A 21,066-nucleotide genomic window follows, 5' to 3' on the forward strand; every position below is an offset into this window, starting at 1 on the left:
TCGATGCCACCGGCGACCGGTACCCGCTGAAGGCCGAGATCACCGACATCCGGCCCGGCGAGTTCTTCGCGATGGTGGAGGAGGGCACGGGCATGTGTTCCACCCTCACCTTCACCGACCTCGGCGACGGTGGCACGCGGGTGGTGCTGCACCAGACCGACGTGCCGGCGATGTTCCGCGGCCCGGAGGCCGAAGCGGGCCTCAACTCCAGCTTCGACCGCCTGGTCGAGCACCTCGCCGCCCAGCACTGACGACGCCGAATGTGCCGGTTTCGGCCCGAAGTTCTGCTCGATGAAGATCTCCCGGAAGATCCGCGACGAGCACGATGGGGGCACCTCCCGGCGGTCCGGTTCGCCCTGCGCTCCGTCCGCCCCGAGCGTCGCTGACGCGCTGTCCCGGCCCTCCCCTGTGGGGCCGGGACAGCGCCCTCTCCCGGTGGTGGCCGGTCAGCTGGTGGCGTCCTGGGGGTACCAGCGGAGTTCGACGGTGTTGCCGTCCGGGTCCTGGACGTAGAGGGAGGTGGCCGTGCCGCGGGCGCCGTAGCGGGGGCCGGGGCCGTCGAGGACGGTGAAGACGCCGGAGTCGACGACCTCCTGCCAGTCGAGGGGCTCGACGGTGAGGCAGATGTGGTCGACGTTGGACTCGTGCCGGGAGCGGTGGAACAGGTCGATGATGGTCTCGGGGGTGACCCGGACGGACGGGAACGAGACCTTGCCGGCCCGCCACTCGTCGACCCGGACCGGCTCCAGGCCGAGGAGGCCGGTGTAGAAGGCGAGGGAACGCTCGATGTCGGCGACGTTGAGGACCAGGTGATCGAGGGCGACGACGCGCATGGTGATCGGCTCCGGTGGGGTGGGTTCGCTGGGGACGGGTTCAACGATCCTCCGCGCGGAGGAGATCATCAATGCCGGATCGCCGTACGATCGTTGAGCCGGATTAAACGGTTCCGGGCTCGACGACGGGGGAGACATGCTGGAGCGGCTGGAGATCGAGGTCTTCCTCGCGCTGACCGAGGAACTGCACTTCGGCCGGACCGCCGAGCGGCTGCGCCTCACCACCGGGCGGGTCAGCCAGGTGGTCAAGACCCTGGAGCGCCGGGTCGGCGGCCCGCTGTTCGAGCGCACCAGCCGGTCCGTCCGGCTCACCCCGGTCGGACGACAGCTGGCCGAGGACCTCGCTCCGGTGATGGCCGCGCTGGAGGAGGCGCTGCGCCGGGCGGTGGACGCCAGCCGGGGGGTGACCGGCGAGCTGCGGGTCGCGTTCCTCGGGGAGTGGACGGCGCCGGTGCTGCTCAGGGCGGTGGCGCTGTTCGGCGAGCGCCACCCCGACTGCCGGGTGGACGTCCGGGAGGTCCAGCTCTCCAACTCCCGCTCCAGCCTGGAGGACGGCTCGATCGACATCCTGGTCGCCTCCTACCCCTTCGACGGCATGACCACCGGCCCGGTCCTGCTCACCGAGCGGCGCGCCCTGGCGGTCCCGGCCGGGCACCCGCTGGCCGCGGAGGCCTCGGTGTCGCTCGAAGTGCTCGCCGACCACCCGGTGGTGCAGTACCCGGCGGTGACCTCGATCGGCTTCAAGCGCGACCGCACCCCGGACCGCACTCCGTCCGGACGCCCCGTCCCCAAGGGCCCGTCCGGCGGGACCTTCTCCGAGATGCTCAGCCTGGTCGCCATGGGCCGGGGCGTCCTCCCGGTCGGCGAGCACTGCCGCCAGTACTACCCGCGCCCCGATCTCGCCTACGTCCCGATCCACGACGCCCCGCCGATCGAACGCGGCCTGATCTGGCGGCCGGGCAACACCACGGCGCGGGTCCGCGAGTTCGCCCGGGCCGCGGCGGAGGTGGCCGCCGGCGGGTAGCGGGGCGTCCGCAGCCGGGGTGAACCGGCTCAACCCTGGCGGGGGCCCGGCTCGGGTGTCAGGAGATGGCGCGCAGGCGGGTCGGGGCCGGCCGGGTCAACTGGTCGAGGTGGGCGGCCGTTTCGGGGTCGGCGGGGAGGAGGACCAGGAGCTGTTGGGCGTCGGCGGGGAACTCCAGGACCTCGCGGTGGAGCCGGAGTTCGGGGCCGGTCGGGTGGTGGAGGCGCAACGGGCCGCGGCGGGGGACGAGTTGGTTGCCCAGGCGGCGGGTGAACTCGGGGCCGGCGACGGGGGCGAGTTCGGTGCTGAGCCACTCGGAGCTCTCGGCGGAGGGGCCGAGCCAGAGGTCGAAGGCCTGTTCGTCGGCGATGTCGTCCCAGTCGGCGAAGAGGGCGCGGGCGCGGGGGTCGGTGAAGACGTAGCGGGTGAGGTTGGGGGCGGGGTGGTCGAGGAGGCCGGCGGCGCCGAGGACGGTGGCGTAGCCGGGCGTGTGGGCGAGGACGTCGCCGAGGCGGTTGGTGACGGCGGCGATGCCCGGTTCGAGCAGCCGGAGGGTGTCGCGGACGGTGGGACGGACCTCGCGGGAGGGCGGGGCCGGGCGGACGTGGTTGGGGCAGGCGCCGCCGGTGATCTTCGCGAGGTAGCGCAGGTGGGTGCGCTCGGCGGGGTCGAGGCTGAGGGCGTCGGCGAGGGCGTTGACCACGGCGGTGGAGGGGTTGCGGTCGCGGCCCTGTTCCATCCGGGTGAGGTACTCGACGCTGATGCCCGCGCGGATCGCGAGGTCGGCGCGGCGCAGTCCGGGTGAGCGGCGGCGGCCGTGGTCGGGCAGGCCGAGCGTCTCGGGCTGGATGCTGTCGCGCTTGGCGCGGATGAAGTCCCCCAGTGGTGTGCCCATGTGACGATCGTACGGACCGGGGCGGTGCGGAGGGTGGCCCTGTGGGGGCCAGCCTGGGCACGGTCTGGCTGCGTCCGCGGGGCGGGCCCAGAGTGGTGGCCATGGAGAAGAACACGCACAAGTTGGTCGTCCTGGTCGGCAGCGTCAGGGAGGGCCGGTTCGGCCCGGTGGTGTCCGCGTGGGTGGCCGAACAGGCTGCCGCGCACGGCGGGTTCGAGGTCGAGGTGGTCGATCTGGCAGAGGTGGACGTACCGCTGGCCCTGCCCGCCGCCTCGCCGAAGCTCGCGGGCGCCGACTACCCCCGCCCGGCCGGGATGGCGAAGCTGACCGGGGCCCTGGAGGGCGCGGACGCCGTCCTGATCGTCACCCCCGAGTACAACCACAGCTACCCCGCCTCGCTGAAGGCCGCCATCGACTGGCACTTCACCCAGTGGACGGCCAAGCCGGTCGCCTTCGTGAGCTACGGCGGAGCGGCCGGCGGTCGGCACGCGGTGCTGCACCTGGAGAACGTGCTGACCGAGCTGCACGCGGTGACCATCCGGGACGGCCTGGCCTTCCCGAACTACTTCACCGCCTGGTCGGACGGCCGCCCGGAGGACCCGCAGGCGGCCGGCTACGCCAAGGCCATGCTCGACCAACTGTTCTGGTGGGCCGGCGCGTTGAAGAACGCTCGGGCCGCCGCCCCGTACCCGGCCTGAGACGGGGGGACGACGATGGAGTACGTGAAGCTCGGCGGCACCGAGCTGGAGGTCAGCCGGATCGCGCTCGGCTGCATGGGCTTCGGCGGCAGCGGCCGCGGGCACAACCCCTGGGCGCTGGACGAGGAGGCGGCCGCGCCGGTCTTCCGGCGGGCGGTGGAGCTCGGCATCACCTTCTGGGACACCGCCAACGTGTACGGCGGCGGCGCCTCCGAGGAGCTGGTGGGCCGCGCGGTGCGGCGGTACACCCGGCGCGAGGACGTCGTCCTGGCGACCAAGGCCGGCCTGCCGATGCACGACGGACCGGGCGGCTCGGGGCTGTCCCGGCGGGCGATCCTGGAGCAGGTCGACGGTTCGCTGGCCCGGCTCGGTACCCACTACCTGGACCTCTTCCAGCTGCACCGCTTCGACCCGGCGACCCCGGTCGAGGAGACCGTGGCGGCGCTGAGCGAGGTGGTGGCGGCCGGGAAGGTCCGGTACGTCGGGGCGTCCTCGATGTGGGCGTGGCGGTTCGCGAAGCTGCGGCACGCCGCGGCCCGGGACGGCGGCCCGGCCCTCGTGTCGATGCAGCACCAGTACAGCCTGGTGCAGCGCGAGGAGGAGCGGGAGATGTTCCCGCTGCTCGCCGACGAGGGGGTGGGCAGCCTGGTGTGGTGCCCGCTGGCGTCGGGCCGGCTGGCCCGCCCGTACGGGCAGTCGACGGCCCGCTCGGCCGGGGACCAGGTGGCCGGGCGGTTCTTCGCGGACGTCGACCGGCCGATCGTGGACGCCGTGCAGTCCGTCGCCGAGGCCCGCGGGGTGCCGATGGCGCGGGTCGCGCTGGCCTGGGTGCTGGGCAATCCGGTGGTCACCGCCCCGATCGTCGGCGCCACCCGCCCGGGCCACCTCGACGACGCGGTGGCCGCGTTGGACGTCCGGCTGACCGGGGCGGAGGTGACGGCGCTGGAGGCGCCGTACACGCCCCGGCTGCCGACCGGCTTCTGAGCCGACCCGCCGGAGCTGCGGGTACTGACGGACGTCCGGCTCGACCGGGCCGCGCCGGGCTCGGCCCAGGTCGTCCGGGCGGGCTCAGCCGTCCGGGCGGGCTCAGCCCACGTCGTCCGGTCCGGTGAAGTCCGGTGAGCTGTAGCCGGGGCCGGTGAAGTCGGGCGGGGTGAAGGCGGCGGGCCGGGGGGCGCGGCCGGCGGGGTCGGTGAGGCCGTCCGGGCCGGGGCTGGTGAAGTCGGGTGGGGTGTAGCCGGGGCTGCTGAAGTCGGGGCTGCTGAAGCCGGGTGCGGGTCGGCCGGGGACGGCGGGCAGCCGGGTGTGCAGGTAGGGCAGCAGTCCGCGCTCGCGCAGGGCGGTGCGCCACTCGTTGCGGGCGGCGGCGAGTTCGGCGGCCAGCTCCCGGTCGGTGCCGGCCGGGACGGCGGCTGCGCCGTCGCGTATGGCGGTGAGGAGCAGCCCGATGATGCCGACGGCCATCGCGGCGACTCCGGCGGCGAGCGCCACCCAGCCGGCGGTGACCAGGGAGCGGGCGAGGGTGAGCCCGGAGCCGGCGGCGCGCAGCAGGTAACCGATCAGCAGCAGGGCCAGTGCGGCGGCCCAGGCGAGGATCGGGGTGAGCACGGTGAGGACGGGGAACAGCCCGGCGCCGCCGTTGGCGGAGCGCAGCTGGCTGAGCAGGCCGGGGGCGTACGGTTCGACGCCGGCCGGTGGTGGGGGCGTGGCGCGCAGGTCCTCGCGCAGCGCGGTGTAGTGGCCGTACTCGGTGGCGGCCGCGGCGTTGATGCGGTCGGCGTCGCGCAGCGCGCGGATGCGCAGTTGGTCGGCGGTGAGCGCGCCGGGGGCGCGCAGGGCGGTGAGGACGGTGCGGTCGCGCAGGGCTTCGCCGAGGAGGCGCTCGTACTCCGGGCGGTCCTCGGCGAGCAGCGGCGGGGGGTTGGACATGGGGACCCCGTTCATGCGGACCCCGATCGGCATCGCGGAAGGACGCGCATCGAGGACGCGGGGACCCTCAGGACGCCGAAGCGGGCGCGGAGGCGGGCCGCCGGACGGGCGGCCGGGTTTGGTGTGCCTCATGGTAGGGGCGGGTGCAGCCGTGCTGACAGTCGGTTTCCGGAATTTCGCGCCCCGGGCCGCGCGCGCATGGCGGCCCGAGCGCTGGGAACAACTGTTCGAGTGGTGGGAGGAGTTGACGACCGGTCGGGTGGTCAGATCGGCAGTCGCGCGACCAGCAGGCGCCCTTCCATGGTGACCCCGCCGTCCATCGCCACCGCCAGGTCGTCCGCGTAGACGTACGGACCGGGGATGTGCGGCGGCTGCCCGTCGTCCGCGTGCACCGCGCCGGTGAGGTACGGGATCGGGCTGTGCCCGTGCACGATCCGGGTGCCGCCGTAGGTGTCGAGCAGCTCGTGGACGGCCATCGGCCCGGCGTCGCCGCGGAAGGCGAAGCGCTTGGTGAAGCGGCGGAAGCAGTCCCACCACTCGTCCACGCCGCCGTCCGAGAGCAGGCTGTGCACCGCGTCGTTGACGTCGGGGATGGACTCGCCGTACTCCAGGTACGCGGTGGTGTCGGAGTGCAGCAGCAGGTGCCCGTCCTCCAGCGCGACGGCGGGCAGCCGGGAGAGCCAGCTGATGTGGTGGGCCTCCAGCCGGTCCAGGTCGTTCTGCTGGCCGCCGTTGAGCCGCCAGGCGGCGAGGAAGGAGGCGGTACCGGCGGTGGACTGCACGGGCTCGTCGCCGTACTTGGCGGCGCCGAGGAAGAGCAGTTCGTGATTGCCCATCAGGGCGCGGCAGTAGCCGCCGGCGGCGGCGGCCTCGGCGGCGAGCTGCATGACCAGGTCGATGACGCCGATGCCGTCCGGGCCGCGGTCGGTGAAGTCGCCGAGGAACCAGATCCGGGCCCGGCCGGCCGACCAGTGGCCGTCGGCGTCGATCAGGCCCTGGTGGCGCAGTTCGGCGCGCAGCTCCTCCAGGTAGCCGTGCACGTCGCCGACGACGTAGACCGGGCCCGGCGGCTCGTCGGGGCCGGGGGCCGGGTACGGGTAGGTCGGCGCGGCGGGGTCGGGCAGCGGCGGGCCGAGCTCGATGGTCGGCGGGTCGTCGCGGCCGGGGAGCTGGAGGGCGGGGGAGGGCTGGTCGGGCAGGGTGGGCTCGTAGCCGACGCGGTCGTCGTAGCCGCTCCGGTCCTGGCTTTCGTAGGCGTCCTGGCCCTCGTAGGCGTCCTGGCTCTCGTAGGCGCCGTCGTACCGTCCCTGGTGCGGGAACGCCGGGGCCTGGTCGGAGTTGAGCCCCTGGGCGTGCACGGTGTGGCCGTGTCCCTGGCCGTCCGCGGGCCAGTGCTGCTCCAGGTAGCGGGCGCCGCCGTAGCCGCTGTAGGTCTCCGCGTCGTACGGCGTGCCCTGGTAGCCCGGGGCGGGCTCGGGTTCGTAGTAGGTGCCGTACGGCAGCACGTCGAGGTCCGGCTGGTGGCGGGGGCCTGAGTGGGGGTGCTCAGGTCCGGGGAAGCGGTCCTCGGGTGTCATTCGCCCATCATAGGAAGACCACTCTCCCGCCGTCGTCACCTGGTGGGTATCCAATCCTCCGGAGCGTCAGCCGGGCGGTCCCGCAGGGTCCGTTTTGTCCCGGCTCGGTATGGTCTCGTCAGCGCCTCGACAGGGTGCCGGCCCGGTTCGGGCGAGGTCTAGACCTCGCCCGGGGGCCGGGGCGGGCTGACGGTGGTGCGCGGATTCCGCCGCTGGGAGGAGGCGCGGACGATCAGCTCGGTGGGCATCAGGGTGCCCGGCGGCGGGCCGTTCCCGGCGGTGCGGAAGCGCGGCGGGAAGAGCCGGGCGATGTCCACGCCCGTCCCGGAGTCGACGCCCTCGATGGCGTCGATGAGGAGGTTGACCACGGTGGTGCCGATCTTGCGCGGCTTGAGCGAGAGTGTCGTGATCGGCGGTTCGGTGGCGGCGTAGACGTCGCTCTCGCTGCAGCAGACCAGCAGCAGGTCGTCCGGCACCCGCAGGCCGTAGCGGCGCGCGGCGGCGAGCAGGTCGGTGCCGTTGGGGTCGAACAGTCCGTAGACGGCGTCCGGCCGGTCCGGGCGGGCGAGCAGCCGGTCGGCGGCCACCGCGCCGGCCGCCGGGTCGTGCGCCGGGTAGGCCTCGTACACCGGCTCCTGGCCGACCGTGGCGCACCAGCCGAGGTAGGCCTCGGTGGAGAGCCGGGTGTAGGTGTCGGTGCTGGTGCCGGTGAGCAGACCGATCCGGCGGGCACCGGCCTCGGACAGGTGGTCGAGGATGCCGAGCACGGCGGCCTCGTGGTCGTTGTCGACCCAGGCGGTGACCGGGCAGTTGCCGGGCTTGCCGTCGCTGACCACGGGGACGCCGGACCGGTACAGCTCGCTGACCAGCGGGTCCTGGTCGGGCGGGTCGATCACCACGGTGCCGTCCAGGGCGATGTTGCCCCAGACGTCGTGCCGGGAGGAGGCGGGCAGCACCACCAGCGCGTAGCCGCGGCCCAGGGCGGCGCTGGTGGCGGCCCGGGCCATCTCGGCGAAGTACGCGAACTCGGTGAAGGTGAAGGGTTCTTCGCCGTAGGTCGTGACGGTCAGCCCGATCAGGCCGGACCGTCCGGTGCGCAGGGTGCGGGCGGCCGCGGAGGGGCGGTAGCCGAGGCGCTCGGCGACCTCGCGCACCCGGCTGCGGGTCTCGTCGGGCAGGCGGCCCTTTCCGTTCAGCGCGTCGGAGACGGTGGTGATCGACACTCCGGCGGCTGCTGCCACATCCCGGATGCCGGCCCGCTCCAAACGCCGTGAGGTGGTGGGACGCCGACCGCTCTGGTTGGCTGCTGCTGTCATGGCGGACCGATCGTATGGCTCCTGACAAGGGTCTGTGACCGGCGCATCGGGAGCCTTTGGAGATACGTTTCTCCGCTAGTGAGCCGGGGTGCGCCCCTTCGATACCCGCTCGAAACCAGCCGTCTTACCTCTGACATGTGCCATAGGAACCGGGCAGAATGGCTGATCTGCGCCTGTAACCCGTCCGGGCATCTCACTCCTACGGGTGAGGGCCGGTCGGTATCGTGCAAAGCACCCGACCGGGGTGGTCCGGGCGCGTTCCGAGTACCCGGGGCACGGCGGTGATCCCGACCGTGGCACGGCGGGCGGACCGGAGAGACACGAAGGAGTACGACCGTGAGCAGTGGTACGTCAGCGCAGGGCCCGCGCCTGCGGCCGACCCTGGACGGCATCCCCACCTACAAGCCCGGCAAGCCGGCCGGCGCCGACGCCTACAAGCTGTCCTCGAACGAGAACCCCAACAACCCGCTGCCGGGTGTGCTGGAGGCGGCGGTCGCGGCGGCCGGCTCGTTCAACCGCTACCCCGACATGGGCGTCAGCGAGCTGACCGCGGAGCTGGCCGCGCGCTTCGGCGTGCCCGCCGAGCACATCGCCACCGGCACCGGCTCGGTCGGCGTCGCCCAGTCGCTGGTCCTGGCCACGGCCGGCCCGGGCGACGAGGTGATGTTCGCGTGGCGCTCCTTCGAGGCCTACCCGATCATCACCCAGATCGCCGGTGCCACGCCCGTCCCGGTGCCGCTCACCGCGGGCGGCGACCACGACCTGGACGCGATGCTGGCCGCGATCACGCCGAACACCCGGCTGATCTTCGTCTGCAACCCCAACAACCCCACCGGCAACGTGATCCACCGCGCCGAGCTGGAGCGCTTCATCGACGCCGTGCCGAGCGACGTCCTGGTGGTCGTCGACGAGGCGTACATCGAGTTCATCCGCGACCCCGAGGTGCCCAACGGCATCGACCTCTACCGCGACCGCCCGAACGTCTGCGTGCTGCGCACCTTCTCCAAGGCGTACGGCCTGGCGGGCCTGCGGGTCGGCTTCGCGATCGCCCACGAGCCGGTGGCGAACGCGCTGCGCAAGACCGCCGTCCCGTTCGGCGTCAGCCAGCTCGCCCAGGACGCCGCCGTCGCCTCGCTGCGCTCGGAGCAGGCGCTGCTGGAGCGGGTGGAGGCGCTGGTCGAGGAGCGCAACCGGGTGGTGGCCGGGCTGCGCACCCAGGGCTGGGAGATTCCGGACTCGCAGGCCAACTTCGTCTGGCTCTGGCTCGGCGAGCGCTCGGCGGAGTTCGCCGCGGCCTGCGCCGAGGCCGGCGTGATCGTCCGGCCGTTCCCGGAGGGCGTGCGGGTGTCGATCGGCGAGGCCGAGGGCAACTCGATCTTCCTGTCGGTGGCGGAGGCGTTCCGCAAGGAGATCAACGGCTGAGGTCAGGAGACCGACGGCTGACGATCGCCGGTTCCGCAGGGGCGCACTCCACGGGGGTGCGCCCCTGCGGCGTTCCCGGGCCGGCCGTCCGAGGACGACGGGATCGTCCCCGCGGCGTTCCCGGGCCGGCCGTCTGAGGATGCGCTGCCGGATGGCTGGGGAACGCTGGGAGGGCGCTGGGAGTTCGGCCAACGGCTGGCCACGCCCGCGCCAAGGTGCCCGCGCGGGATGGGCGATTGGTCCGTAATGCCCGGACCCGACCGGTCAGTCTTCTCCCAGCCCGTGCCCAGGGCTCCGCAAGAGCGCCCGGCGAAGCTGTCCGCCATGAAGGTGCTCCCACGGCGGCGAGGCGCCGTCCTCGTCAACTCCGCGCTCGGCGTGGCCCTGCTGGGCGGTGCGGCCCTGGTGTACGCCACGGTCGACGGCAGCGGCGGCACGGCCGCGGCCAAACCCGTCGCCCGTACCGCGACCGTCACCAAGGGGACGGTCCTGGCCACCGTGTCCGGAACCGGCACCCTGGTCTCGCCGACCGACGCGGCCCAGGACTTCACCACCGGCGGGCGGCTCACGGCCGTCAAGGTCGCGGTGGGGGACGCCGTCAAGAAGGGCCAGGTGCTCGCGACCGTCGACACCACGGCGGCCCAGCAGCAGGTGGACGCCGCGCAGGTGGCCCTCACCACGGCCAACGCGAACCTCACCAAGGCGCAGGCCGGGGTCACCACGACGACCACCGAGCCGCTGCCCCAGTCCTCCGTTCCCTCGCCCTCCCCCTCGGGCGCGGCTTCGGGCGGTGGCAGCGGCGGCGGTCGCGGGGCGGGCGGGAGCAGTGTGCCCGCCCCGCAGACCACCACCATCACCACCACCAAGGTCGACGACGCGGCCGTCGCCCAGGCCCAGCAGCAGGTCGCCACCGCGCAGACCAACCTCACCAACGCCCAGGCGGCGCTGGCCGGCACCACCCTGACCGCGACGGTGGACGGGACGGTCGCCTCGATCTCGGCGAAGGTCGGCGACACCGTCGGGGCCGCGTCGTCCTCCGGCTCCTCGTCCTCCTCCGCGGCCAAGTCGACCGGTACGAGCGCCGGTTCCGGCTCCCCCAGCGGCTTCATCGTGCTGACCAACCCGACCGGGATGCAGGTCACCGCCAACTTCTCCGAGCTGGACTCGCTCAAGCTGAAGAAGGGCGAGGCGGCCTCCGTCACCCTGAACGCGCAGTCCGACACCAAGCTCAACGCGACCGTCCTGTCGGTCAGTTCGCTGCCGTCGAGCAGCTCCGGCGGTGCCGCCGGTTCGTCTGCCGTCCAGTACGCGGCCATGCTGCAGCTCAGCGGCGACACCAGCACCCTGCGCACCGGCCTCAGCGCGACCGTCCAGGTGATCACCGGCGAGGCGGACAACGCGCTCTCGCTGCCCACCTCCGCCCTGTCGGGCACCGGAACCTCGCGGACCGCGACCGTGGTGCACACGGACGGCAGCTCCGAGCGGGTCACCGTCGGGGTCGGCGTCGAGGGCGACAGCACCGTGCAGGTCGTCTCCGGGCTGACGGAGGGCGACAAGGTCGAACTCCCCACCACCAGCGGCAGCAACGGCTTCCCGAACGCCTCCTTCCCGGGCGGGGCGGGCGGCCGGGGCGGCGGCGCCGGCGGCGCAGGCGGCTTCCCGGGCGGTGGCGGCGGTGGCTTCTCGGGCGGTGGCGGTGGCGGCGCCGGCGGTGGCCGCGGCGGTAAGGGCTGAGCATGCAGCACGTCATCGACAAGCGCGTCCCCGCGCATCCCGTACCGGTGATCCGGATCAGCCGGCTCACCAAGTCGTACGGGCACGGCGACGCCACCGTGCACGCCCTGCGCGGCCCGGACGACCCGGCGACCGGCGGCCCGATGGGCGTCAGCCTGGACATCGAGCAGGGCGACTACGTCGCGGTGATGGGCAGTTCGGGCTCCGGCAAGTCCACTCTGATGAACATCCTCGGCTGCCTGGACGTCCCGACCTCCGGCCGCTACCTGCTGGACGGCATCGACGTCGGCCACCTCGACGAGCAGCAGCTCTCGCTGGTCCGCAACCGCAAGATCGGCTTCGTCTTCCAGTCCTTCAACCTGGTGCCCCGCACCACCGCCCTCGCCCAGGTCGAGCTGCCGCTCGCCTACGCGGGCGTGCGCGCCGCCGAGCGCCGGCGCCGGGCGATGGCCGCGCTGTCCCTGGTCGGGCTGGGCGAGCGCTCCGGGCACAAGCCCAACCAGCTCTCCGGCGGCCAGCAGCAGCGCGTCGCGGTGGCGCGCGCCCTGGTCACGGCCCCCGCGCTGCTGCTCGCCGACGAGCCCACCGGCAACCTCGACAGCCGCTCGACGGAGGAGGTGCTGGCCCTGATCGACGGACTCAACGCCACCGGCCGCACGGTCGTACTGATCACCCACGAGGACGAGGTCGCCCAGCACGCCAAGCGGGTGCTGCGGCTGGTCGACGGCCAGATCGTGAGCGACGTCCGGCAGGCACCGGTCGACGGGCCGCCGCCCGCCCTGTACGCGGCGGGGGTGCCGGCGTGATCCTCTGGCAGACGCTCCGCTTCGCGGTCGGCGGCCTGGCCGCCAACAAGGTGCGCTCGGCGCTCACCATGCTGGGGGTGCTGATCGGTGTCGCCTCGGTGATCCTGCTGCTGGCGGTCGGCAACGGCTCGTCCCAGGCGGTGAAGGACTCGATCACCTCGCTCGGGACCAACTCGCTCACGGTCAGCGCCGGTTCGGCGGCCGGCGGCGCGCGGGCCACGTCCTCGGTGAAGAAGCTGACGGTCGCCGACGCCAAGGCGCTGGCGAGCGACGGCGACTCCTCGGCGATCAAGTCGGTCGCACCGGTGGTCACCACGAGCGCGACGGCGCTGTACGGCAACATCTCGTACAGTCCCGGCTCGATCGTGGGCACGTACCCGGCGTACTTCGAGACCTCCAACCAGAAGGTCGCGCACGGCGAGTACTTCACCGATGACGACGTCCTGGGGTCGCGCAAGGTCGCGGTGCTCGGCGCCACGACGGCCAAGCAGCTGTTCGACACCGAGGACCCGGTCGGGAAGAAGATCGTGCTCGGTGGCACGCCGTTCACGGTGGTGGGCGTGCTGCAGGCCAAGGGCGGCAGCGGCTTCACCGACCCCGACGACGTGGTGATCGCGCCGCTGCCGACCGTGCAGAACGCGTTCACGGGCTTCGGGCCGGTCAACCAGATCCTGGTGCAGGCCTCGTCGGCCGACACGACGACGGCGGCGCAGTCGGAAATCACCCGGGTGCTGCTCGGGACGCACGCGATCACCGATCCGACGAAGGCGGACTTCCGGATCACCAACCAGGCGTCCCTGTTGACCGCCCGGGAGAGCACGTCGAAGACCTTCACCGTGCTGCTGGGCGCGGTGGCGGCGATCTCGCTGCTGGTCGGCGGGATCGGGATCACCAACATCATGCTGGTGACGGTGACGGAACGAACGCGTGAGATCGGCATCCGCAAGGCGCTGGGCGCTCCTCGGGCCGTGATCCTCGGGCAGTTCCTGACCGAGTCGACGCTGCTGTCGGTGATCGGCGCGGGGTTGGGCGTGGCGGCCGGGATCGCCGGCTCGCACTTCAGCATCGTCGGCATCAAGCCGGTGGTGATCCCCGAGTCCGTACTCGGCGCGTTCGGCATCGCCGTCGCCATCGGGCTGTTCTTCGGCAGCTACCCCGCCAACCGGGCCGCCTCGCTGCGGCCGATCGACGCCCTCCGGCATGAGTAGGAGCAGTACTTCGATGAATCAGGCCGATCAGGTTGCGCTCCTCGCCACTCCGCCGGACGCGCGGGACGTCAGTGGTGAGCTGGCCGCTCCGCCGCGTCGGAAGCTGCCCTGGCTGAGCTTGGTGCTGGCGGGCGGCGTGATCGCCACGGGTGCGTTCGCCGGTGGGGTCTGGTACCAGCAGGGGCAGGCGCCGAGCGGGAAGTCCTCCTCTCCTCGGGCCGCGGCTGCGGGTGCCCCGGCGGCGGGCGGCTACGGCGGACAGGGTGGGCAGGGCGGGCCGGGCGCCGGCCACCGAGGCGGCCAGGGCGGACAGGGTGGGCAGGGCCAGGGCGGCCAGGGGCAGGGCGGACAGCCCGGCTTCGCGCGGGGCACCGTCAAGGCCGTGGACGGCAACACCGTCTACCTGACCGACGCCAACGGCAACACCATCAAGGTCACGACTGCCGACACCACCAAGGTCCAGCTCAACAAGGACGGCAAGGTCGCCGACCTCCAGCCCGGCCAGAGCGTGACCGTCGTCGGCACGCCCGACTCCAACGGCGGCTACAACGCCAGCCAGCTCGTCGAAGGCGGCGCTGCCGGTGGTTTCGGTGGCGGCGGCGGTGGCTTCGGAGGGGGTAACCGGAACCCGTCCGGCGGCTAACCCGGAGCCGTCGGACGCTCGCGAGGCCCTCGCCCTGTTTGGGGCGAGGGCCTCCGCGTGTTCAGCGGGGTTCGTCGCTGTCGTCGGGGCGCGGCATCCTCAGGGTCGCGATCACGCCCAGGGCCACGGTGGCGATCGCGAGGGCCAGGAGGGCGAGGAGGACGGCACCGACGAAGAACTTCACGGGGTCCACGCCTCGTTCCGGTCCAGGTCGCGGAGCAGGTGGAGGAGGTTGAGCAGAGTGCTCACGGGCGCGTTGCCGAAGTCGACCAGGATGCGGCCGTCGAGGGTGGTTTCGGGGGTGGCGGCGGAGCCCCAGAGGAGTCCGTGCGGGATGCCCCGTCGGTGCAACTCGCCCAGGAGGGCAGTGATCTGGGGTCTGGTGTAGTCGTGCATCCGGGGGTCGTCGGGGGCGATGGGGTCGCGACTCACGACGCGAAGTCCAGCTCGTACCAGACGCTCTTGCCGCGCTTCTGGGGGTCGACGCCCCAGCGGTGGGTGAGGCCCTCCACGAGCTGGAGGCCTCGGCCGGTCTCGGCGAAGTCGGCGGGGGTGCGCTGGTGGGGGAGGGCGTCGGACTCGTCGGAGACGGAGACGTGGAGGGTGCAGCCGAGGATGGAGATGAAGACGACGGGGGAGGTGGTGTCGCCGTACCGCCAGGCGTTGACGATCAACTCGGCGAGGGCGAGTTCGGCGTTGAAGATGGTCTCGGGGTCGCAGTTGCTGCGGGTCAGGGCGTTCCGCAGGGCCTGCTTGGAGAGGGTGAGCGAGGGGGTGTTACGGGTGCACACGAGAACCTCCGTGAGGCGGTGGTGTGGGAGGACGACGGATGCGTCGCCGTGAGCCAGGCCGGGCCAGGGCTGCTCTTCGGTGCGCGGGCAGCAGGCGCCTACTGCCCGGATTGCAGGCGTTGCTGACGATCTGTCGGATCGAGCTGTGAACGACGATAGCGCGGTCCGCCACAGATTTGTGGCGGACCGCGAGAAGTTCCCTCTAACGTGGCAGCGGCTCTGAGGCAGACTGGTCCCACGACCTGCAGAGGAGATCCCATGGCGCTTCGATCGAACCCAACTCTCCGCCAGCGTCGGCTGGGTGCCGAACTGCGCAGGATGCGGGAGCAGGCCGGCCTCGGTGGCAGTCAGCTCGCCCGAGAGCTGGGCATCAATCCGGCGCATGTGACACAGATGGAGAGCGGCAAGACCGGCATCAGTGTCGAACGCCTGCGCACGATCGCAGCGCTGTGCATGTGCGTCAACGAGCCACTGATCGACGCGTTGGCGGACATCATCACGGAACGGGAGAGGGGCGGTTGGTGGGAGGAGTATCGCGGGACCCTGTCGGAGGACTTTCGCGAGGTTGCGGAGCTTGAGAGCTATGCGCGAAGTCTCTCGACCTACTCAATTACCTTCATCCCCGGGCTGCTTCAGACCGCCACTTATGCATCAGCTATCTTCTCTCGATCGCATGCGTTGCTGCCTCAGCACGAGGTGGATCTCAGGACGGCGTTCCGTCTCCGGAGGCAGAGCGTAATCAGGGATGGGAAGGTCCCGTACACGGCATTCATCCACGAGGCCGCCCTCCGCATGCAGTTCAGCGGTCCGGCAGTACGCTCGGAGCAACTGTCCGCTCTCATCGAGGACTCCGAGGCACCACATGTCTCAGTCCGAGTCCTCCCGTTCAATGTTGACTCCCTGCCAAGCCCGTTTGGGAACTTCACCTATGCCGAGGGTCCTATCACTGACCTGAGCACAGTTCAGACCGACACCGGGCTTGGTAACCAGCTCATCGATGCGCCAGCTCATGTCGCGAGGTTCCGAGTCATCCTCGCGCAGATGGATGCTTCTGCTCTCTCGGCGGGTGAGAGTCGGGAGTTCATCCGACATGTAAAGAAGGAAATGGAAGATGCGGATGTCTAACTTCACATGGCAAAAGTCAAGCTACTCTGCGGCGAACGACGACTGCGTCGAGGTGCGCGCTGTTGTCGGGTTGATCGAGCTTCGCGAGTCCGATGAGGGAAACGTCGTCATTCGCACCAATGGCCTCAAGTTCGCTGCGTTCCTCCAGGGTGCCAAGGCTGGCGAGTTCGACCACCTGATCACCACCAACGCCTAGCGAATCGTTCCGGCGGCCTCTTGCTCCCCGCAAGAGGCCGCCGGTGGCTAACCTGTCTGCCATGACTAGCTCCGCGTGGCAGAAGTCCAGCTACTCGGCCTCAAGCGACAACTGCGTCGAGGTGCGTGCCATCGATGGGTTGATCGAGCTCCGTGAGTCTGACAAGGGCGACATCATCGTCCGGACCGCGCCCTACAAGTTCTCCGCGTTCCTCCAGGGCGCGAAGGTGGGCGAGTTCGACCACCTGATCGCCGACGCCTAGCGAATCGTTCCGGCGGCCTCTTGCTCCCCGCAAGAGGCCGCCGGCCACGCCAACCTCCCACCGGCAGCCAGGACTCAGTGGCCGGCGAGTTCCTGTTCGAGGTCGTCCAGGTCGCGCGGCGTGTTGATGGCCCGCCAGGGTCCGTCCACTGGATAGCCCATCAGCTGGCGCGCTCGAATCAACCGGGGAAGGGTGATCTGCTCGTGGTCGCCCTCGTCGGGCAGCAGCTCCACGATCCGCGGGGCGAAGACGTCGCCGGCGAGGACCACTGCCTGACGCACCGCACCTCGGCTCGGGCCCCCGGCATCCGCTGTGCCTGTGAGTCGCGACATGGCTACTCAGCGTACGCCATGGGGCTGGTGGCTAACCTGGCTCTCATGACGAGTTCATGGCAGAAGTCCAGCTTCAGCGAGGCGAACCTCAACTGCGTCGAGGTTCGGGCCGTTGACGGGTTGATCGAGCTCCGAGAGTCCGACGAGGGCGATGTCATCGTCCGTACCACGCGCCACAAGTTCGCCGTGTTCCTCCAGGGCGTGCGGGCGGGCGAGTTCGACCACCTGATCACCAACGCCTAGCGAATCGGTCCGGCGGCCTCTTGTCCCCGGCAAGAGGCCGCTGATCTCCTCTCAATCCCCGATCTGGGTGATGAGGAAGTCGAGCGTCGGGTAACCGAGCCGCGCCCTTGGCGCCCGAAGTCGGGGCCGCGCTGCTGGTTGATTCACCAGTTCGGCGCGGTTCGCCCTGCACGCCGCACCAGTAGTCCCTACGCTCTGCCCGTTGCTTCAATTCGGACCGCCTCGCGCAACCCGACACGGAGGAACCGGCATGGACCAGCGCACAACTTCCCACCCAGTGCAGGACGTTGAGACCAAGCGGCGCTTCACCGCCGGGAAAGCCCTACTCATCGGTGCCCTGCTCGCCGTGGCGGCGCCGGGCACGGCGTACGCCAACACCGCCGCCGTCACGGTGCAGACCCCCGGTGCCACCCTCGGCCCGACCGCGATCGACTCGTCGATCTCCACCAGCGCCCACTGCGGCAGTGGCCTGGTCTCGGCGGGCGGCATCGACCAGGCCACCGGAACGGGCACCGGCTCGAACGGCAACCACGTGCTGGGCACCGAGCCCAGCTCGGACGGGAGCACCGAGTACACCGGTACCGCCGGCGTCGTCGGCACCGACCTCACCTACTGGATCGCCAAGGGCGGCAGCGGCGGACAGCTCAACTCCGCCTTCTCCACCGCCCCTTACACGATGTGCCTGACCAGCAACCTGATCAACCACACCCAGGTGGTGATGAACAAGGCCAACACGCCGACCACGGCGGCGACCGTCGGCCTGGTCACCGCGAGCTGCCCGTCCGGCAGCGTCCTGCTCGGTGGCGGGGCCCTCGTCACCCCGGGCAACACCGGCAACCTGAAGGCGATCGCGAGCTTCCCCACCTTCAACGACGCCGCGCACGACTTCGGGAAGAAGGCGGCCGCCGACGGCGAGTCCAACCCCGACTCCTGGAGTGCGGTCGGCTGGGACAACAGCACCAACGCCTCCAACGAGACCTACGCGTACGCGATCTGCAGCGGCAGCGGCATCAACGTCAGCGGCGTCACCGTGAAGGTCCGCTTCAGCGAGGCGAGCGGCCCGACCACCGGCAGCACCGGCCAGACCACCACCGTCAGCTGCGGCAGCGGCGACGGGACGCTGGTCAGCGGCGGCGCCGCGATCAGCGGGGGAGGCGTCACCACCACCGACTTCACCGGCCCGGGCTCGTCGGGCGACCACCTCAACGGCAGCTACCCCAGCGACTCCTCCGGCAACCCGGTGAGCAACGGCACCACCAGCGCGGCCTCCTGGACGGCCTTCACCCACACCGGCGGGATGGCGTCGAGCGGCACCCACTCCGACGCCTGGGCGCTGTGCGCCAACGACGGCGTCTGAGCCGCTGCCCGGAGTTCCTCCCCAGGAAAGGCACGAACCGATGACCACGAAGAGGCCCTTGCGGGCGGCCACGCTGGCGAAGGCCGCGATCCCGGGCGCGCTGCTGGCCCTGGCCGTACCGCACCTCGCCTACGCGGACACCGCGAGCGTCACCGTCACCTCCCCCGGCGCCACCATCGGCCCCGGGACCCCGTTCACCGGCGTCTCCTCGCACGCCGACTGCGCGGACGGTCTCGTCTCCGGCGGCGGCATCACCCAGACCACCGGCGACGACCGGGCGGGCAACGGCAACCACGTCATGGGCGTGGCGCCCGGCGCGGACGACCTGAGCGAGTTCACCGGCACGCCCGGGGTCGTCGGCCAGGACGTCACCCACTGGCTCGCCTTCGGCGGCAGCGGCAGCAACTACAGCCCCGACTTCTCCACCACTCCGTACGCGCTGTGCCTGTCCAGCAACCGGATCCGGCACACCCAGGTCGTCATGAACAAGATCGCCGGCCCGACGGTCTCGCAGACCGCGAAGCTCGTCACCGCCACCTGCCCGGCCGGCACCCTCCTGATCGGCGGCGGTGCCCGCACCACCCCGGCGAGCGTCGGCAGCCTCAAGCCCATCGCGAGCTTCCCCACCTTCGCCGACGCCGCGCACGACTTCGGGAAGAAGGCCGCCGCCGACGGGGAGGCCAACCCCGACTCCTGGACGGCCGTCGGCGGCATCGACGGCGGGCGTGACGGCGGCAACACGACCTACGCCTACGCGATCTGCAGCGGAGAGGACGAACACGTCAAGGGCATCACCACCAAGGTGCGCTTCAGCGAGCTCAGCGGTCCGACGGTGGCCGGCACCCACCAGACGGCGACGGTCGGCTGCGACTCCCCGGACGAGCAGCGCCGGCCCAACGAATGGCACCTGGTCAGCGGGGGTGCCGCGGCCAGTGGTGGCAACGTGACCACCACCGACTTCAGCAAGGCCGGCTCCGGTGGCACCCACCTCACCGGCAGCTACCCCGGCGACGCCGCCGGCACCCCGGTCGCCGACGGGTCCACCGAGCCCGCCTCCTGGACGGCCTCGGTCCACGTCGGCGGCTCGCCCTCGCCGGACACCTACACCGACGTGTGGGCACTCTGCCTGGACACCCGCCACGGGGCGGGCAACGGGCGCTAGGGAAGCGCCCTCGCATCCGTCGATGCGATCCTCGCGGTTCGCGGTTGAAGAAGAACGCCGAGCCGGAGCTGCTGTGGCGGTGCACCCCGGAGCGGATCGGCCAGGCCGAGGCGTTCTCAGGTGTCGTCAGTTCATTCGGGCCCTGACCACTTCGCCCCGTCGAGCTTGTGCTCGGCGGGGCGAAGTGCTGCGGAGTGGTTGACGTGGCATTGCCGAAAACGGGGGAAGGAACTCCCATAGAACGGAAATCTAGCCCCATAACCGGCAGGACCGGTGCCGTCATCGGCCGGGCGGGGAGGGCGGGGGCGGTCCACCGGGCTGGGGGTGAGTTGGGCGCCCCGGTGGAGCGGGTGGGCGACGGGCCGCCCGAGCTCGGGCCGGACTGTCCGGAAGCATGCAACGTTTCGCCCCGCTCGCGGCATCAGAGTGATGGGAGGGCTGCGGGAGGGGGGTGGCGCGCACGCGGGGTGCGTCGAATTCTGTTCAGTCTGCAGAATTCCTTCATATTCCTTCAGTTCGTATACGTCTTGACTTGTCGGTCTTGATTTCCATGGTTGTTGCACGGCTGTGACAGTCGTGTGCGAAAAACCGTTCTAGCATTCCGGAATGGAATCGAATCTCCCTCCGGAACGGAATTCTTCCGATGGCGCGGATCTCCGCCCGTCCCGCAACGGGCCGCTGCGGCTGGCCCGGTTCGGTGCGACCTTCCTGGGTGTGAGTGTCCTGTCCGGTGTGCTGCTGGCGGGCCTCGTCCTGCCCGTCGCCGGCGGCATCGGGCTGACCGCCAAGAGCACGGCGGAGGGCTTCGACGAGATCCCCGACGACTTCAAGACCCCGCCGCTGACCCAGGCGACGCAGATCTTCGACGCCAAGGGCGGCCTGATCGCCAAGGTCTACGAGCGCGACCGCACCGTCCTCACCGCCGACCAGATGTCGCCGTTCATGCGGCAGGCCCAGGTCGACATCGAGGACGCCCGGTTCTACGAGCACGGCGCCGTCGACCTCAAGGGCGTCCTGCGCGCGCTCAGTAAGAACGCGGAGAGCGGCACCGCCGCTCAGGGCGCCTCCACGTTGACCCAGCAGTACGTGAAGAACGTCAACGTGGAGAAGGCCGGCGACGACAAGGGCGCCGTGCAGGAGGCCCAGCGCAAGACCCTGGGCCGCAAGATCCAGGAGCTCAAGGTCGCGATCAGGCTGGAGGAGGAGCTGCCGAAGGATCAGATCCTCACCAACTACCTCAACATCACCTTCTACGGGAACGGCGCCTACGGCGTGGAGGCCGCGTCCCAGCGCTACTTCAGCAAGAGCAACAAGGACCTGACCATCGCCGAGGCCGCCACCCTCGCCGGGCTGGTGCAGAATCCGTCCCAGTACGACCCGAAGCTGCACCCGCAGGCCGCCCAGAAGCGCCGGGACACCGTCATCGACAAGATGGTGGAGAACAAGCACATCACCGCCGACCAGGCGAAGGAGGCGAAGGCCGCCCCGCTGGGCCTGAAGTACAAGGACCCGC

The 21,066-nt window shown here is 71.4% G+C and carries 25 protein-coding genes; 16 read left to right on the forward strand and 9 right to left on the reverse strand.

From position 1 onward, the window contains the following. On the forward strand, positions 1-251 hold a 251-nt coding region (locus tag ACFVWU_RS38810), incomplete at its 5' end, for an SRPBCC domain-containing protein (protein ID WP_387629969.1). Between the two features lie 195 nt (positions 252-446). Here ACFVWU_RS38810 and ACFVWU_RS38815 read toward each other — a convergent pair. Continuing rightward, positions 447-833 carry a VOC family protein gene (locus ACFVWU_RS38815; RefSeq protein ID WP_387629971.1) on the reverse strand — a complete coding sequence of 129 codons (387 nt, stop codon included), beginning with the start codon at positions 831-833 and terminating at the stop codon, positions 447-449. A 136-nt stretch (positions 834-969) separates the two neighbouring features. On the opposite strand from ACFVWU_RS38815, the gene ACFVWU_RS38820 reads away from it, so the two are divergent. Next, complete coding sequence (locus tag ACFVWU_RS38820) at positions 970-1,857, forward strand: LysR family transcriptional regulator (protein WP_387629973.1); 888 nt, start codon at positions 970-972, stop codon at positions 1,855-1,857. Between the two features lie 58 nt (positions 1,858-1,915). Here ACFVWU_RS38820 and ACFVWU_RS38825 read toward each other — a convergent pair whose 3' ends face one another. Next, positions 1,916-2,752 carry a helix-turn-helix domain-containing protein gene (locus ACFVWU_RS38825; protein ID WP_387629974.1) on the reverse strand — a complete coding sequence of 279 codons (837 nt, stop codon included), beginning with the start codon at positions 2,750-2,752 and terminating at the stop codon, positions 1,916-1,918. Between the two features lie 101 nt (positions 2,753-2,853). On the opposite strand from ACFVWU_RS38825, the gene ACFVWU_RS38830 reads away from it, so the two are divergent. Continuing rightward, on the forward strand, positions 2,854-3,450 hold the full coding sequence (locus tag ACFVWU_RS38830; RefSeq protein ID WP_387629977.1) for an NADPH-dependent FMN reductase: 597 nt from the start codon (positions 2,854-2,856) through the stop codon (positions 3,448-3,450). 15 nt (positions 3,451-3,465) lie between these two features. Further along, positions 3,466-4,434 (forward strand): aldo/keto reductase, encoded by a 969-nt coding sequence (locus tag ACFVWU_RS38835; RefSeq protein WP_387629980.1) that lies wholly within the window; start codon positions 3,466-3,468, stop codon positions 4,432-4,434. A gap of 102 nt (positions 4,435-4,536) precedes the next feature. On the opposite strand, the gene ACFVWU_RS38840 is transcribed toward ACFVWU_RS38835, so the two are convergent. The 3 genes from ACFVWU_RS38840 to ACFVWU_RS38850 all read right to left on the reverse strand — a co-directional run bounded on the left by ACFVWU_RS38840 (position 4,537) and on the right by ACFVWU_RS38850 (position 8,272). After that, positions 4,537-5,379 carry a hypothetical protein gene (locus ACFVWU_RS38840; protein ID WP_387629983.1) on the reverse strand — a complete coding sequence of 281 codons (843 nt, stop codon included), beginning with the start codon at positions 5,377-5,379 and terminating at the stop codon, positions 4,537-4,539. Between the two features lie 263 nt (positions 5,380-5,642). Beyond that, positions 5,643-6,578 (reverse strand): metallophosphoesterase, encoded by a 936-nt coding sequence (locus ACFVWU_RS38845; protein ID WP_387630019.1) that lies wholly within the window; start codon positions 6,576-6,578, stop codon positions 5,643-5,645. 536 nt (positions 6,579-7,114) lie between these two features. Beyond that, on the reverse strand, positions 7,115-8,272 hold the full coding sequence (locus ACFVWU_RS38850) for a LacI family DNA-binding transcriptional regulator (RefSeq protein ID WP_387629985.1): 1,158 nt from the start codon (positions 8,270-8,272) through the stop codon (positions 7,115-7,117). 336 nt (positions 8,273-8,608) lie between these two features. Between ACFVWU_RS38850 and hisC the strand changes: the two genes are divergently transcribed. From hisC to ACFVWU_RS38875, 5 genes are all read left to right on the forward strand, one after another. Further along, positions 8,609-9,694 (forward strand): histidinol-phosphate transaminase, encoded by a 1,086-nt coding sequence (gene hisC / locus ACFVWU_RS38855; protein ID WP_387629987.1) that lies wholly within the window; start codon positions 8,609-8,611, stop codon positions 9,692-9,694. A 324-nt stretch (positions 9,695-10,018) separates the two neighbouring features. Further along, positions 10,019-11,428 carry an efflux RND transporter periplasmic adaptor subunit gene (locus ACFVWU_RS38860; protein ID WP_387629989.1) on the forward strand — a complete coding sequence of 470 codons (1,410 nt, stop codon included), beginning with the start codon at positions 10,019-10,021 and terminating at the stop codon, positions 11,426-11,428. 2 nt (positions 11,429-11,430) lie between these two features. After that, the gene (locus tag ACFVWU_RS38865) at positions 11,431-12,234 is read left to right on the forward strand and encodes an ABC transporter ATP-binding protein (RefSeq protein ID WP_387629991.1); all 804 of its coding nucleotides are present in this window, start codon (positions 11,431-11,433) and stop codon (positions 12,232-12,234) included. Next, positions 12,231-13,442: an ABC transporter permease gene (locus ACFVWU_RS38870; RefSeq protein WP_387629993.1), complete on the forward strand. Its 1,212-nt coding sequence runs from the start codon at positions 12,231-12,233 to the stop codon at positions 13,440-13,442. Before ACFVWU_RS38865 ends, ACFVWU_RS38870 begins: the two co-directional genes overlap by 4 nt. Positions 13,443-13,455: 13 nt before the next feature. Next, on the forward strand, positions 13,456-14,085 hold the full coding sequence (locus tag ACFVWU_RS38875; RefSeq protein WP_387629995.1) for a hypothetical protein: 630 nt from the start codon (positions 13,456-13,458) through the stop codon (positions 14,083-14,085). A 61-nt stretch (positions 14,086-14,146) separates the two neighbouring features. Here ACFVWU_RS38875 and ACFVWU_RS38880 read toward each other — a convergent pair whose 3' ends face one another. From ACFVWU_RS38880 to ACFVWU_RS38890, 3 genes are read right to left on the reverse strand one after another with little or no spacing between them, the layout of a single operon-like run. Then, a complete protein-coding gene (locus ACFVWU_RS38880) occupies positions 14,147-14,269 on the reverse strand; it encodes a hypothetical protein (RefSeq protein ID WP_387629997.1) in 123 nt (40 codons plus the stop codon). After that, positions 14,266-14,517 (reverse strand): hypothetical protein, encoded by a 252-nt coding sequence (locus tag ACFVWU_RS38885; protein ID WP_387629999.1) that lies wholly within the window; start codon positions 14,515-14,517, stop codon positions 14,266-14,268. Before ACFVWU_RS38885 ends, ACFVWU_RS38880 begins: the two co-directional genes overlap by 4 nt. After that, positions 14,514-14,876 (reverse strand): ATP-binding protein, encoded by a 363-nt coding sequence (locus tag ACFVWU_RS38890; protein WP_387630000.1) that lies wholly within the window; start codon positions 14,874-14,876, stop codon positions 14,514-14,516. The genes ACFVWU_RS38885 and ACFVWU_RS38890 overlap by 4 nt, the downstream gene beginning before the upstream one ends. 258 nt (positions 14,877-15,134) lie before the next feature. Here ACFVWU_RS38890 and ACFVWU_RS38895 point away from each other — a divergent pair, with 258 nt between their 5' ends. The 3 genes from ACFVWU_RS38895 to ACFVWU_RS38905 all read left to right on the forward strand — a co-directional run bounded on the left by ACFVWU_RS38895 (position 15,135) and on the right by ACFVWU_RS38905 (position 16,459). Further along, on the forward strand, positions 15,135-16,001 hold the full coding sequence (locus ACFVWU_RS38895; protein WP_387630002.1) for a helix-turn-helix domain-containing protein: 867 nt from the start codon (positions 15,135-15,137) through the stop codon (positions 15,999-16,001). Continuing rightward, positions 15,994-16,197 carry a DUF397 domain-containing protein gene (locus ACFVWU_RS38900; RefSeq protein WP_387630004.1) on the forward strand — a complete coding sequence of 68 codons (204 nt, stop codon included), beginning with the start codon at positions 15,994-15,996 and terminating at the stop codon, positions 16,195-16,197. The genes ACFVWU_RS38895 and ACFVWU_RS38900 overlap by 8 nt, the downstream gene beginning before the upstream one ends. Before the next feature lie 61 nt (positions 16,198-16,258). Next, positions 16,259-16,459, forward strand: coding sequence for a DUF397 domain-containing protein (locus tag ACFVWU_RS38905; protein ID WP_387630007.1), 201 nt, complete (start codon positions 16,259-16,261; stop codon positions 16,457-16,459). Positions 16,460-16,533: 74 nt separating this feature from the next. On the opposite strand, the gene ACFVWU_RS38910 is transcribed toward ACFVWU_RS38905, so the two are convergent. Continuing rightward, positions 16,534-16,740, reverse strand: a complete 207-nt coding sequence (locus tag ACFVWU_RS38910) for a hypothetical protein (RefSeq protein ID WP_387630009.1) — start codon at positions 16,738-16,740, stop codon at positions 16,534-16,536. 96 nt (positions 16,741-16,836) lie between these two features. Between ACFVWU_RS38910 and ACFVWU_RS38915 the strand changes: the two genes are divergently transcribed. The 4 genes from ACFVWU_RS38915 to ACFVWU_RS38930 all read left to right on the forward strand — a co-directional run. Further along, positions 16,837-17,034 carry a DUF397 domain-containing protein gene (locus tag ACFVWU_RS38915; RefSeq protein WP_387630010.1) on the forward strand — a complete coding sequence of 66 codons (198 nt, stop codon included), beginning with the start codon at positions 16,837-16,839 and terminating at the stop codon, positions 17,032-17,034. Positions 17,035-17,284: 250 nt separating this feature from the next. Further along, positions 17,285-18,391 (forward strand): hypothetical protein, encoded by a 1,107-nt coding sequence (locus tag ACFVWU_RS38920; RefSeq protein ID WP_387630012.1) that lies wholly within the window; start codon positions 17,285-17,287, stop codon positions 18,389-18,391. 40 nt (positions 18,392-18,431) lie between these two features. Then, positions 18,432-19,553: a hypothetical protein gene (locus ACFVWU_RS38925; RefSeq protein ID WP_387630014.1), complete on the forward strand. Its 1,122-nt coding sequence runs from the start codon at positions 18,432-18,434 to the stop codon at positions 19,551-19,553. 606 nt (positions 19,554-20,159) lie between these two features. Continuing rightward, the coding region (locus ACFVWU_RS38930) for a transglycosylase domain-containing protein (RefSeq protein ID WP_387630017.1) at positions 20,160-21,066 on the forward strand (907 nt) is incomplete at its 3' end.

The organism is Kitasatospora sp. NPDC058190, assembly GCF_042883685.1.
Lineage (GTDB): Bacteria > Actinomycetota > Actinomycetes > Streptomycetales > Streptomycetaceae > Kitasatospora.